Raw genomic sequence first — 12,948 nt, 5'->3', positions numbered from 1 at the left:
CTTGATAGAATACAGGTTTTATTCAATTTTCTTCTATCATATCATATTTTCCTATAAGCGTAGTAATTCAACACAAAGTATAAATTACCCTTCTTTTTGTGCAAATAAATTCTGTAATCATAGTTTTCTGCGATGGTAAAAAAAATGTGTGCAGCATGCTGCACACATTTTTACTACAGGGCGTATTACGCCTTTTCTTGCTGACGCTGATCCTTCTGCTCATCTTTTTCTTTGCCAGGAATATATTCAACCTTAATGAGATCAGCATAAATTTCTTCCAGTGCAAAGCCGACCGCTTTATGAGAGCGAGCATTGTTTAGCTCGGATTTCTCCCCGTTACGCAGCATTCTGGCACGTTTGGAAGCGGCTACGACAAGCGTATATTTGCTATCTACCTTTTGCACCAATTCGTCTATAGATGGATATAACATCGTTTCATTCTCCTTACCTATGCTTTCTCTGCAGCTGCAGCCATATGAAGTATATGGGCTGGCAAGCGCTCACGACGACAATTTTCTGCTATAATGATGCTGCGGATTTTGTCGCAAGCTCTTTCTATCTCATCATTCATAACAGCGTAATCGTAATGACTAAGCAAGCTCATCTCCTGGGCGGCAACATTCATACGTGTATTGATCGTATCCATTGACTCGGTTCCGCGGCCTGTAATTCTCGCCTTCAGCTCGTCAAATGACGGTGGCAGCAAAAACACCATAATCGCTCCAGGGAATTTCTCTTTCACCTTTACAGCGCCCTGTACCTCGATTTCAAGAATGACATTTTTGCCAGCAGCAAGCGTCTCCTCGACAAAGCTGCGCGGTGTCCCATAATAGTTGCCAACATATTCGGCATACTCCAGCATTTCATCGGCTTCAATCAGCTTTAGAAATTGCTCCTTCGTTTTGAAAAAATAATTTACGCCATCAATTTCGCCTGGTCGCGGCTGTCTAGTCGTAGCAGATACGGAGTAAACAAGCTCAGGCATGCGCTTGCGCAAGGCAGTGCACACCGTTCCTTTCCCTACTCCAGCAGGACCCGACAAAACAATTAACAATCCCATTATTCTAAACCCCTCGTACTATTCATCATTATCGTCATCCTTCGTGGACAAGCGGTGTGCAACAGTTTCCGGCTGCACAGCAGATAAAATGACATGGTCGCTATCGGTAATAATGACAGCACGCGTGCGACGACCATATGTAGCATCGATCAGCATATGACGATCACGTGCCTCTTGAATAATGCGTTTAATTGGAGCCGACTCAGGACTCACGATAGAAATAATACGATTCGCAGAAACAATGTTACCGAACCCAATATTAATTAGCTTAATAGCCACGCCAGATCCCCCTCCGCATGCATCCCTTCATCCAATTAGGATAAAATTGCAACAAACCAAAATTTAACTTTAAAAATAATACCTGTTTTGCTAGTGTTGACGAAAACATTTCTTTGCATACAATATTTAACTGCATCATAGCATGAATTTCATTTTAATTGATTTTCTCCAGCAGAACAAGCTTTATCGCAAAATTTCTCGCCAAGGCTGCCTGAAATACCATTTTATAATATAAAGTTTAAAAAGCTGGGCTTTCAGGACCTAGAAGATAGCATGAAGCTAGGGAATGAGGAGCACAGCGTACGGGTTTTGGTACGTGAGCACCGCAGGCTCCCGATGAATGCTAGTTTCGACGTCGAATACGCTACGAAGCAACGCATCGTCATCAAAGTCCTGCTTTTTAAATACCACTTTTAAGATAAAGTTTAAAAAGCTGGGCTTTCAGGACCTAGAAGATAGCATAAAGCTAGGGAATGAGGAGCGCAGCGTACAGGTTTTGGTACGTGAGCACCGTAGGCTCCCGATGAATGCTAGTTTCGACGTCGAATCCGCTACGAAGCAATGCATCGTCATCAAAGTCCTGCTTTTTAAATCACCACTTTTAAGATAAAGTTTAAAAAGCTGGGCTTTCAGGACCTAGAAGATAGCATAAAGCTAGGGAATGAGGAGCGTAGCGTACGGGTTTGGTACGTGAGCACCGCAGGCTCCCGATGAATGCTATATTCGACGCCGACTAATCTACGAAGCAACACATCGTCATCAAAGTCCTGTCTTTTTAAACATCCTCTCGAGCGAGAGTTTTTTCATGTACGTATTGAGTAAGTTGCACCGCCATACTGTAATGAAGAAATGGCGTCATAATATAAATGCCCTTGAAATGCTTGATCGCACAATCGATTAGCTCCTTCGCGATCGTTACCCCTTCCGCTCGGCCCGCTTCGCCTTCCAGCCCTGCCATACGCGCACGCACCGCATCCGACAACTGAATGCCAGGCACTTCATTGTGCAAATATTCTGCGTTGCGTCCGTTTGCCAGCGGCATAATGCCAATAAAGATTGGCACCTCCAAATGCTTCGTCGCTTCCGCGATCCGTTCGATAAGCGCTGGATCGTACACCGGCTGCGTCATAATATAGTCCGCTCCTGCAGCAATTTTCCGCTCCAGACGCTGCACAGCTTTATCCAGATGCTTCACATTCGGGTTAAAGGCGCCGCCAACAATGAAATCTGCCTTTTGCTTAAGCGGCTTTCCGGAAAATGCGATCCCTTCGTTCAACTGCTTCGTCATGCGGATCAGCTCAAAGGATGTCAAATCATACACTGAGCTGGAATCCGGTAAATCGCCGAAGCGTGCCGGGTCTCCTGTTACAGCAAGCACATGATTAATGCCAAGCGCATCAAGCCCCATCAAATGAGATTGCGTTCCGATCAAATTGCGATCGCGGCAGGCAACGTGGATAAGCGGAGTCAATCCAATATGCTCCTGCACCAAGGCTGCCAGCGCCAAATTGCTCATTCTCGTTACAGCAAGCGAGTTGTCGGCCATCGTCACAGCATCGGCTCCACAATCCTTAAGTGCTTGTGCGCCTGCCATAAACTTGGATATATCCAAATCACGCGGCGGGTCGAGCTCTACGATTACGGTGTGTCGATCCTTCACCTTCTGCAAAATGTTTGGTCCGCTATGCCGTCCTTTATCCCATTTGTCATAGACCACAGCCGGCTGCTGGGCAGCAACCGCGTTTTGCTTTAGAGCAGGCTCAGGCTCAACAGGCGTATAGCCAGCCAGCGCCTTGGCCATTGCCTCGATATGCTGCGGCGTCGTTCCGCAACATCCGCCAATCAAGTGAGCGCCGCGATCCGCAAATTTTTGCGCCATCGTTGCAAAATAATCGGGGCCTGCCGAATATTCATACTTGCCATCCACGAAGCTGGCCGCTCCCGCATTTGGAAATACGGAATACGTCAGCTTATCTACAGCAAGTCCGTCAATCAGCTTGAGAATGCCGTTGGGACCTGTTCTGCAGTTAAAGCCTACGATGTCTGCTCCATCCTCAAGCAGCTGCTTGAAGGCGTCCTCAAGCGTAAAGCCGTCAACAGTTCGGCCTGAATCCTCTGCCGCAAACTGGCAAATGACCGGGATGTTAGTTTCCTCGCGGGCAATGCGCAAGGCAAGCTTCATTTCGTCAAGATCGTAAAATGTTTCAAATAGCAGGCCGTCAACATTTTCGCTTAGCAGCGCATGAATTTGCCGATGAAGCGCATCGGTTAGCGCCAGCGTTCGTACGTTGCCGCGCTTGCCATCGCGTACGGAGCCAACAGTGCCCACTACATAGGCTTGCTGGCCTGCCGCCTGTCTTGCCAGGCGTACAGCGGCGCGATTGATTTCTTCCACTTGATCCTCAGCACCGTAGCGTGAAAATTTAACTGCGTTCGCTTGATATGTGTTCGTTTGAATGACTTGCGCTCCTGCAGCGACGTACTGCCGATGAACATCGAGTACAGCCTCAGGCTTTACAATGTTGTATTGCTCGTATGGAACGCCAATAGGGAACCCCTGTTTAAACAAGAAGGTTCCCATCGCTCCGTCACCAACTAAGATGCGCTCTTTCAGCGCATCTCTGAAATTCAATTCCATTCCTGCAACGCCACCTATATCACTCTACTCGAACCTGCCGCGAAACACCTCTTGTGCAGGTCCTGTCATATATACATGATTATCGCTTGAATTCCACTCAATGTAAAGATCTCCTCCCTGCAAAGAGATGGTTGCTTCGCGATCTGTAGCACCGCGAAGCACCGAAGCGACCAAGGTAGCGCATGCCCCAGTACCGCAAGCAAGCGTTGGCCCCGCGCCGCGCTCCCATACACGCATCTCCACATGGTTGCGATTATATACAGTAACAAATTCTACATTTATTTTTTTCGGAAACAGCTCATGCTTCTCCAGCAGCGGTCCGATTACAGAATAGTCGAAGCTGGCTGCATCCGCTACCGGGATGACACAATGCGGATTGCCCATTGACACAGCAGTAAAGCTGAATGTCTGGCCGTTCGCCTCGATGGGATGCTCCACAACCTGCGCCGCATCAATCGTCGTTGGAACCTGCAAGCCGTTCAAGATCGGCTCGCCCATATCAACGCGCACTTTTGCTACTTTTCCGTTATCCGTAGTTAGTTGCACTTTTTGTACACCCGCTCCAAGCGTTTCGATCGTAATTTCCTCACGATCAATATAGCCGTTGTCGTATACGTATTTGGAGACACAGCGAATCGCATTGCCGCATTGCTCTGCTTCCGTTCCATCTGAGTTCATAATTCTCATGCGAAAATCTGCTTTTTCCGAAGGCAAAATATATACAAGGCCGTCTGCTCCAATGCCAAAGTTGCGGTTGCATACTTGCAGCGCAAGCTCTGCCGCATTTGCGGGCAGCTCCTGCTCGCCGTATACAACTACAAAATCATTGCCAAGTCCGTGCATTTTAGTAAATTCCATCTCGATCTCTCTCCTCGCCTATCGTTACATCTATGTGTAGATAAGCATAATAAAAGGCGAGGAGGATGAGAATTGAGCAAATGCACGATTATTTGCACTAATTATCAGCTACGCAGCGTTCGTGGCAGAGCTCCATTTCTTTTTGCTCTTTGATTTTCCGCCGCTCATCACGCTGCCGATGCCAAAAAATACCGTTGGGAGGGCTGCGGCCACGAGCACCAGGCACCACTCCCGCAAGCCGATCGCGACCGTGTTGAAAATTGGCTGCAGCGGTTCAATGTACATGACGCCAAGCATAAGGACAAGCGAGGAAACGACAGCCAGCACCAAATATTTGTTTTGCAGCATATTGCGATGAAAAATTGAGCGCGAGCTGCGGCAATCAAATACATGAATGAGCTGCGCCATTACGAGAGTTGCAAAGGCGACTGTTTGCGCCTTGACCAAATCCCCCTCCAGCAGCGTCAACCAAAAGGCTGCAAGCGTGCAGACGCCGATCGAGACGCCGCGGCTAATGATTTTCCAGCCGAGCCTGCGGGCAAATATGTTTTCCTTCGCTTTGCGCGGCTTATGCTTCATCAGATCGTTTTCCGCCTGATCAACGCCAAGCGCCATCGCAGGCAATCCATCCGTTACAAGATTGACCCACAAAATTTGAATCGGTACAAGCGGCAGCGGCAAGCCTGCCATCATCGCCAGAAACATCACAAGTATTTCGCCAACATTGGAGGCGAGCAGGTAGCGAATAAACTTTCTTATATTTTCATATATTCCTCTGCCTTCCTCAATCGCAGCTACAATCGTAGAGAAGTTGTCATCGCTTAGAATGAGTGCAGAGGCTTCCTTGGATACATCTGTGCCATTAATGCCCATCGCAATCCCGATATCCGCCGCTTTTATCGCAGGCGCATCATTAACGCCATCACCTGTCATGGCGACGACATGCCCTTTTCGCTGCAGCGAGCGCACAATACGCAGCTTGTGCTCAGGCGAGACGCGGGCGTATACGTAAACATTTTCAACGCGATTATCAAGCTCATCATCGCTTAACTGGTCAAGCTGCTTGCCGGACATCGTTTCGCCGCCGCGCGGTATAATGCCGAGCGAGGCTGCAATCGCTTCAGCAGTCAGCTGATGATCACCTGTAATCATAACGGTTTTAATGCCGGCTGCCCGACAAGTGGCAATGGCGTCCTTCACCTCGGCGCGAGGCGGATCGATCATTCCTGTAAGACCGACGAAAATCAGATTTCGCTCAGCCTCGGCAGGCAAGTCGCAGCGCTCGCTTACACTAAGATCGCGGTAGGCAACCGCCAGCACGCGCAACGCCGACTGAGCCATTTTTTCATTGGCAGACTGGCATTTCGCTTTAAGCGCTGGCGTCATGCTCAGTACCTTGCCTTGCCATAAAATATGACTGCATTGCTCTAGCAGCACGTCCGGCGCGCCTTTCACGCCGATCAGCTGGCCACCTTGATGCTCCAGCACGACTGACATCAGCTTGCGCTCTGAGTCAAACGGAAATTCTTTAATCCGCCGATATTGCGCTTCAAGCAGCTTCGCTGGAGAGCCCAGCTTGGTGGCGAGTACAGCAAGCGCTCCCTCCGTCGGATCACCATTCAACACCCATTCATCCTGTCCTACCATGACTTTGCCTTTGCGGTGTACGGTTTCCTGCTTTTCCAGCTTGGCATTGTTGCACAGTGCGCTAATTTGCAGCAGACGCTTGATGGAGTTGTCATGCCTAATGTCGATTTCCCGGCTATTCTCCAGTACCTTGCCAACCGGCTCATAGCCTTCACCCGTCACATTCAATGTCCGATCGCTCAGCCACATGGTAGTAACGGTCATTTTGTTCTGAGTCAAGGTGCCTGTTTTATCGGAGCAAATGACCGAGGCGCAGCCCAGCGTCTCTACTGAAGGCAGCTTGCGCACAATGGCTTTACGCTTGATCATCCGCTGCACGCCAAGTGCAAGCGCCACGGTAACAATCGCCGGCAATCCTTCAGGAATGGCGGCAACAGCGAGACTGACTCCAGCCAGGAACATGCCATAGGCAGGCTGACCATGCATAATGCCTGCTACAATGACCATAATGGTCAAGGCAATCGCGACCGCGATCAATATTTTGCCAAGCTGCTCAAGTCGATGCTGCAGCGGCGTTTGCATTTCCTCTGTCGCTTGAATCAAATTGGCGATGTTGCCCATCTCAGTTGCCATGCCGGTACGGATTACTACGCCTTTCGCTGTCCCGCGTGTAACAAGCGTTCCCATAAAGCCGATGTTGCGCTGATCGCCAAGCGGCAGCTCCTGCTCATGCAGCACCGATTGATGCTTGGAAACGGGAATTGACTCTCCGGTTAAAGCAGATTCCTCGACATAGCAATTGTTTGCTTCAAGAAAGCGAATATCGGCAGGAACGCGATCGCCGCTTTCAATAAGTACGATATCGCCAATGACCAGCTCCTTGGCGGTTACTGTATGCTGCTTGCCGTCCCGCAGCACTTTGGCTGTAGGAGCAGACAGCTCCTTCAAGGCAAGCAAGGAGCGCTCTGCTCGAAACTCCTGAATAAAACCAAGCACTGCATTAATGACAAGAATAGCGAGAATGGTAATGGCGTCCAAATATTCTCCCAGCAGTCCGGAAATTAACGTTGCTCCCATTAATACAATGACCATAAAATCCTTGAACTGATTGAGAAACAAGGTTAACGGCGAGAGCTTCTTCGTCTCGGCAAGCTCATTCCAGCCATGCTCTGCCAGCCGCTCATTTACCGTTTCTAGGCTAAGTCCGCTCGTCTCAGAGCTGTTCAATGTCTCCAAGAGCTCCTCTTTGTTCAATTGATGCCACATGATTTGACTCATCGTCTGCTTCCCTCCTGTATTTGTCCAGTTACCTAGACAACCTTATCTACGGTAAATGTATTCGGACAAACAATAAAATATCACCTAAAGCTCTTAAGTTTTTGCTGCGAGTATGGCATGATAAGAATATGAACTTTATGAAAAGAGGATCTTACTATGGCTTTAGACGGAATTGTAATTAAAGGAATGGTCGATGAGCTGCAAAGCTGCATTGGCGCTCGCATACATAAAATCCACCAGCCTGCCAGCTATGAGCTTGTTTTTAGCGTGCGCGGCAATGGCATAAACGGGAAGCTGCTGCTGTCCGCCAACCCGACCTATCCGCGTGTCCATTTTACGAAGGCAAACTATACGAACCCGCTGGAAGCGCCGATGTTCTGCATGCTGCTCAGAAAGTATTGCGAGGGCGGCGTTATTGAAAAAATCGCTCAGGTTGGGCGCGAACGAATTATTCATCTTGATATTCGCCACCGCGATGAGGTCGGCGATACGACGGTCAAGCGCATTATTATCGAAATAATGGGACGTCACTCCAATATTATTCTTGTAGACCCTGTTAGTGAAATCATTCATGACGGCATTCATCATGTTACGCCAGCGCTAAGCAGCTATCGCATCGTTATGCCTGGCAGCAAATACACTGCGCCGCCGGAGCAGCATAAGCAGGACCCGCTAACGATCGAAAGCAAGCCGCAATTGCTTGCAGCGCTGCAGGTTGATGAGCAGGCAGCAGTTAACAGCAAAACGCTGGTGAGCGGCTTGAGCGGCTTCAGTCCGCTGCTGGCAACGGAAACGATTTATCGGGGTTTGACCGGTCAGCATGATCAGTGGCTTGATACTGCCGAGCGTCCTATGCAGCTGGGCGGCTCACTGGAGATCGATGAGCTGGATTCACTGTGGAGCAGCTTTAGCGTGCTAATCGATAGCGTCAAGCAGTCCAACTATCGCCCGATGATTGTAACGGACAAAAATAGCGGCAAGCCGTTTTTCTCGGTCGTCGCGTTGACCCATATTGACGGAGCTGTAGCGGAATATTCCAGTGTCAGTGAAATGCTGGAGGCGTTTTATGGCGATAAAGCGGAGCGGGATGCAGTCAAGCAGCGAGCCAGTGATTTGATCCGTTTCGTCAACAATGAAATCGCCAAAAACGAGCAAAAGCAGAAAAAGCTGCAGGCTACGCTGGAGGAAGCGAAGGATGCGGAGCAATACCGTGTAATGGGTGAGCTGATTACAGCCTATATGCACCAAATCAAGCGCGGCGATCAGCAAGTTGAGCTCGTTAACTACTACGACGAGCAAGCGGCGACGATTACGATTCAGCTTGACCCTCAGCTTTCTCCATCTGAAAATGCGCAGCGTTATTTCAAGCGGTATACGAAGAGCAAAAACTCTCAGGTAAGCGTGATGGAGCAAATGAAGCTAAGCAGCGAGGAGCTGGCTTATTTCAACGCGCTGCTGCAGCAGCTAGAGCATGCTTCCTTGAATGATATTGAAGAAATTCGCGAGGAATTGGTCGCTGGAGGCTATTTGCGCGAGCGCGTACGCAAAGGAGCAAAGCGCAAAAAAAGCAGCAAGCCGCTGCTGCTTTGCTATACGTCCTCTGAAGGAATTGACATCTATGTTGGCAAAAACAATTTGCAAAACGAGTATGTAACGAACCGTCTGGCAAGCAGCAGCGATACATGGCTGCATACGAAGGATATCCCTGGCTCGCATGTTGTCATTCGCAGTACAACGTTTGGCGATTCAACACTGGAGGAAGCCGCGATGCTTGCCGCTTATTACTCGCAGGCTAAATCCTCCAGCCTGGTGCCGGTCGATTATACGCTCATTCGCCATGTGAAGAAGCCAAGCGGCGCCAAGCCTGGCTTTGTCATCTATGATCATCAGAAAACCGTATTTATTACGCCTGATGAGCAGCGGATTAAGTCGCTGCCGGCAGTAGTGAAGTAAATAAAAGCCCGATTCTTCGATTAATATTCACCGAAGAATCGGGCTTTTTTGAAGCTGCCGCTCCATTTGTCTCATGTCGGACTAGCTCTTTGCTGTCCGCTCCATGTGCAGGCTATGCAGCTGCTCATATACATCAAGGCTGGCCGTAACTGAGCCTAATCCGCCATGAAAGCTGTGTCCTTCCTCATAGTACCCATGAAAATCAGAGCCTGCCGTTGCAATCAGGCCATACCGCTCAGCCAGTTCCATGTAGTATGCAATCTGCTCTGGCGTGTGATCGCTGTGCTTAACTTCCACTCCATCAGGCCCGGACTGCAACAGCTGCTCAACAAGCGAATCATCTCCATAAATGCCTGGATGCGCAAGCACACATACGCCGCCTGCCTCTCTAATCCATTGAAACGCCTCTGTTGGATGAATGCGCGGCCGCTTAATAAACGCCTTGCCTCCTTCACCCAAATATTGCTCGAAGGCTTGCTGCTTCGTCGCAACGATGCCGCGGCGTACAAGTGCTTCAGCAAAATGAGGACGCCCGACTGAGCCCAGCTCGCCGCTTATTTCGCGCACCTCGTCCATTGTCAGCGGAATGCCCAGCTCATTAAGCCTTTGGACAAGCAGCTCATTCCTGCCTTCGCGCGTCGCTCCCAGCCTGGCAATGCGCTGCTGCCATTGCTTATTCTGATTATTTGTAAAATAACCCAGCACATGGATATCCTTGCCTTCGGCTACGGTGCTCATTTCAATACCTGGCAAAAGCTTGATGCCGGCTTGCTCGGCAGCAGCTTGCGCTTCAGCAATTCCCGCAACGGTATCATGATCGGTAACGGCAACGCCGCCAAGCCCAAGCTCAGCTGCCATTGCTACAATTTGCGCAGGGGCAAATTGACCGTCAGAAGCGGTCGTATGTACATGCATGTCGATAAGCTTGGTTACAGCCATTGGCGCAAATCCCTCTCTCGCAAAAAATTTAAAAAGGTAACAGCCGCAATCGGCAGCAGTGTAGATTTTAAGTAAACAGAGTAAAATTGCCGCTTAAAGGTAACGTTCTCGATCGGCAAAGTCCGAATCAAGCCAAGCGCCGCTTCATGCTTGACCGAGGATAAGGAGAGGAAGGAAATGCCCAGACCTGCCTCGACTGCGGATTTAATCGCTCCAGTGCTGCCAAGCTCCATCACGATTTTTAGCTGCTGCGGGTTATACCCGTTCTCCATCAGCTTTTCCTCCATGACCTGGCGGGTGCCCGAGCCTTGCTCACGCAATATAAACGGATACTCCAATACATCCTCCAGCTGCAAATTCGTTTTTTCGGTCAGCGGATGATCAGCAGGCGTCACCAGCATCAGCTCATCCTCCATAACGGCTTCAATGTGCAGATCGGGATGCTCGATCAACGCTTCAATAATCGCAAATTGCAGCTGATGCGTTTCAAGCTCCTCGATAAGATGCGACGTGTTCATCACTTTCATGCTAATCCCGATATTCGGATATTCCTTGCCGAAAGGTCCTAGCCAGCGCGGCAAAATCGATTCGCCGATCGTCAGGCTTGCTCCCAAGGTAAGCCTTCCCTTCTGCTGTTGAGTAAAGCTTGTCATTGCCTGATCGGTTTCGCGTATTAGCTCAATGCTGCGCTTGGCATACGGCAACAGCACCTTGCCTGCCTCGGTCAATTCTATTTTCTTGCTTGAGCGCATAAACAGCTTGCTGCCAAAGTACTCCTCAAGCGATTGCACCTGCATCGTTACAGCAGGCTGAGTCATATATAAAGCTTGCGCCGCAGCAGAGAAGCTTCCGCGCTCGGCAACAGTGTGAAAGATATGTAGCTGATGAAAATTTAACGGCATAATTGCATATTCACCCTTTCTGCTGATGCCATTATACAACAAAAAGAAGCTGCTATTTCGTTGTGCGTGCATTTTTTTTCAAATTCATGCGGCGAGTATGCCGCAGCCAGGCATAATAGCGCTTTATGTCCTGCAGCTCAACTACCTCGGAAAGCCTGCCGAGAAAAGTAATGACTGTCATCCGGTCAAGTGGTTCACCCAGCAGATTTCTATCCTTCTGAGACTGCTCAAACTGTGCGACAAATACCAAATCTTCATCAACAATATAGAGGTCATCCTCAGCTCGATAATAAAGCTGAACGGCCTCTTGCTTTAATCGATCCCAAAGAAAGGAAGCAATGGAGGAATAGCTGGCCTGCTCCTGACTTACCCGTTCCTTCCAGCGCTCCAGCGCATGCTTTGTAATATGAATATCAGCAACTTTATAATTGCCAAGCTCTACATAAAAGGCTTCGTATGTATTCCATCGTCTCGTCCGCTTCTCCTTCATATTACACCTCCACATATAGGTCTGTAAGACTAAATCGTTATACCCATTTTATCATGTGGAGCACTATTTTCAAAACGAATGATGAAAGGTTTAAGCAAGCCTTCACCCCCATTGCGATATCGAAACCGAGCGAGCGCATTAAAAAACGCCTTGAAGATGGCTTCACCAGCTTCAAGGCGTTAGTAAACTAAATGCTGTATGCTCTTGTCTTGTCCTCTACATCCTTGCTGTACTCCGTTTTAATCTCATTGCGGTAGGAACGCTCCACCTTCCGCACATAGGAGAGACGATGCAGCTGCTTCAGGTTCTCTTCTACCTTGTCAGCATTCATGTACAACACTACATAATGCAGCTTGCGGGACATATAATGCACCGTACCTAGACGCTCTAAACCACGTGCTGCTTTCAAATCACTTACCCACACAATATAACCTGTTCGCTCAGGTAACATAAAAATGACTACTCCTCCCAGTCATTGAAAAATTAACCACAGCCTCCGCTGCCACAACTGCATGAGCCTCCACTGCCGCAACCTCCGCCAGCGCCTTTTTCATTGCTTGGAACCTTTATTGTATCCGATACAGAGCGGGCAATCATCGTCGCTACCTCATGAAGCAGCTCGTCCAGCTGAGCTTCATGCTGCTTGAACGCCTGCACGCAAGGAATCGCATTCAGCTTGGCTTCGATCGCTTTCACACGGTCTTTAGCCTCGTGATAGTTGGGATGAAAGCGCCCAAATCGCTGCGTCTCCTCAAACAGCTCCTTCGCGCGCTGAAACTCGCGCTGAATGGATTTAACCTCTGTATTTTTAGCAACCTCTGCCTGCCAATACAAATAATTGGCAACCGGGGCCGATGCAATAATTGTGTCTCCAAGCTCATAGGCTTTAAGAAGCAAGGACGCCATGTCGATTGACGCAGTTCCAGGTTCGGTGGCAACAGCTTGTCCATACTCGTACATTTTA

Annotated in this window: 12 protein-coding genes; 1 reads left to right on the top strand and 11 read right to left on the bottom strand. The window is 49.1% G+C overall.

Features of this window, described 5'->3' with window-relative positions; translation table 11 throughout:
• Nucleotides 1-185: 185 nt before the first annotated feature.
• From rpoZ to KJS52_RS00525, 6 genes are all read right to left on the bottom strand, one after another.
• Nucleotides 186-431: a DNA-directed RNA polymerase subunit omega gene (gene rpoZ / locus KJS52_RS00550; RefSeq protein WP_213512696.1), complete on the bottom strand. Its 246-nt coding sequence runs from the start codon at nt 429-431 to the stop codon at nt 186-188.
• Nucleotides 432-448: 17 nt separating this feature from the next.
• Complete coding sequence (gene gmk, locus KJS52_RS00545; RefSeq protein WP_213512695.1) at nt 449-1,060, bottom strand: guanylate kinase; 612 nt, start codon at nt 1,058-1,060, stop codon at nt 449-451.
• 18 nt (nt 1,061-1,078) lie between these two features.
• Nucleotides 1,079-1,339, bottom strand: coding sequence for an extracellular matrix/biofilm regulator RemA (gene remA / locus KJS52_RS00540; RefSeq protein ID WP_005548256.1), 261 nt, complete (start codon nt 1,337-1,339; stop codon nt 1,079-1,081).
• Nucleotides 1,340-2,114: 775 nt separating this feature from the next.
• On the bottom strand, nt 2,115-3,977 hold the full coding sequence (locus KJS52_RS00535) for a bifunctional homocysteine S-methyltransferase/methylenetetrahydrofolate reductase (RefSeq protein WP_213512694.1): 1,863 nt from the start codon (nt 3,975-3,977) through the stop codon (nt 2,115-2,117).
• 24 nt (nt 3,978-4,001) lie between these two features.
• Nucleotides 4,002-4,835, bottom strand: a complete 834-nt coding sequence (gene dapF, locus KJS52_RS00530; RefSeq protein WP_213512693.1) for a diaminopimelate epimerase — start codon at nt 4,833-4,835, stop codon at nt 4,002-4,004.
• Nucleotides 4,836-4,943: 108 nt separating this feature from the next.
• The gene (locus KJS52_RS00525; protein WP_213512692.1) at nt 4,944-7,700 is read right to left on the bottom strand and encodes a calcium-translocating P-type ATPase, SERCA-type; all 2,757 of its coding nucleotides are present in this window, start codon (nt 7,698-7,700) and stop codon (nt 4,944-4,946) included.
• A 156-nt stretch (nt 7,701-7,856) separates the two neighbouring features.
• Between KJS52_RS00525 and KJS52_RS00520 the strand changes: the two genes are divergently transcribed.
• Nucleotides 7,857-9,653, top strand: a complete 1,797-nt coding sequence (locus KJS52_RS00520) for an Rqc2 family fibronectin-binding protein (RefSeq protein ID WP_213512691.1) — start codon at nt 7,857-7,859, stop codon at nt 9,651-9,653.
• Between the two features lie 81 nt (nt 9,654-9,734).
• Here the strand turns inward: KJS52_RS00520 and KJS52_RS00515 are convergent, their stop codons facing one another.
• The 5 genes from KJS52_RS00515 to KJS52_RS00495 all read right to left on the bottom strand — a co-directional run bounded on the left by KJS52_RS00515 (nt 9,735) and on the right by KJS52_RS00495 (nt 12,944).
• Complete coding sequence (locus KJS52_RS00515; RefSeq protein WP_213512690.1) at nt 9,735-10,592, bottom strand: PHP domain-containing protein; 858 nt, start codon at nt 10,590-10,592, stop codon at nt 9,735-9,737.
• Nucleotides 10,583-11,494: a selenium metabolism-associated LysR family transcriptional regulator gene (locus KJS52_RS00510; RefSeq protein ID WP_213513747.1), complete on the bottom strand. Its 912-nt coding sequence runs from the start codon at nt 11,492-11,494 to the stop codon at nt 10,583-10,585. The genes KJS52_RS00515 and KJS52_RS00510 overlap by 10 nt, the downstream gene beginning before the upstream one ends.
• Nucleotides 11,495-11,546: 52 nt before the next feature.
• Nucleotides 11,547-11,984 carry a hypothetical protein gene (locus tag KJS52_RS00505; RefSeq protein WP_213512689.1) on the bottom strand — a complete coding sequence of 146 codons (438 nt, stop codon included), beginning with the start codon at nt 11,982-11,984 and terminating at the stop codon, nt 11,547-11,549.
• Nucleotides 11,985-12,171: 187 nt separating this feature from the next.
• On the bottom strand, nt 12,172-12,435 hold the full coding sequence (locus tag KJS52_RS00500; RefSeq protein ID WP_213512688.1) for a YlbG family protein: 264 nt from the start codon (nt 12,433-12,435) through the stop codon (nt 12,172-12,174).
• 32 nt (nt 12,436-12,467) lie between these two features.
• Complete coding sequence (locus KJS52_RS00495) at nt 12,468-12,944, bottom strand: YlbF/YmcA family competence regulator (RefSeq protein ID WP_213512687.1); 477 nt, start codon at nt 12,942-12,944, stop codon at nt 12,468-12,470.
• Between the last annotated feature and the right edge of the window lie 4 nt (nt 12,945-12,948).

Source organism: Paenibacillus montaniterrae (genome assembly GCF_018403185.1).
Classification (GTDB): domain Bacteria; phylum Bacillota; class Bacilli; order Paenibacillales; family Paenibacillaceae; genus Pristimantibacillus; species Pristimantibacillus montaniterrae.
This window is presented reverse-complemented; position numbering and strand designations above follow the sequence as displayed.

Coding starts and splice junctions, on each gene's coding strand:
- dapF (WP_213512693.1), bottom strand. CDS start 4,835: ATGGAATTTACTAAAATGCACGGACTTGGCAATGATTTTGTAGTTGTA.
- KJS52_RS00505 (WP_213512689.1), bottom strand. CDS start 11,984: ATGAAGGAGAAGCGGACGAGACGATGGAATACATACGAAGCCTTTTAT.
- KJS52_RS00500 (WP_213512688.1), bottom strand. CDS start 12,435: ATGTTACCTGAGCGAACAGGTTATATTGTGTGGGTAAGTGATTTGAAA.
- KJS52_RS00525 (WP_213512692.1), bottom strand. CDS start 7,700: ATGAGTCAAATCATGTGGCATCAATTGAACAAAGAGGAGCTCTTGGAG.
- KJS52_RS00520 (WP_213512691.1), top strand. CDS start 7,857: ATGGCTTTAGACGGAATTGTAATTAAAGGAATGGTCGATGAGCTGCAA.
- KJS52_RS00510 (WP_213513747.1), bottom strand. CDS start 11,494: ATGCCGTTAAATTTTCATCAGCTACATATCTTTCACACTGTTGCCGAG.
- rpoZ (WP_213512696.1), bottom strand. CDS start 431: ATGTTATATCCATCTATAGACGAATTGGTGCAAAAGGTAGATAGCAAA.
- KJS52_RS00495 (WP_213512687.1), bottom strand. CDS start 12,944: ATGTACGAGTATGGACAAGCTGTTGCCACCGAACCTGGAACTGCGTCA.
- gmk (WP_213512695.1), bottom strand. CDS start 1,060: ATGGGATTGTTAATTGTTTTGTCGGGTCCTGCTGGAGTAGGGAAAGGA.
- KJS52_RS00535 (WP_213512694.1), bottom strand. CDS start 3,977: ATGGAATTGAATTTCAGAGATGCGCTGAAAGAGCGCATCTTAGTTGGT.
- KJS52_RS00515 (WP_213512690.1), bottom strand. CDS start 10,592: ATGGCTGTAACCAAGCTTATCGACATGCATGTACATACGACCGCTTCT.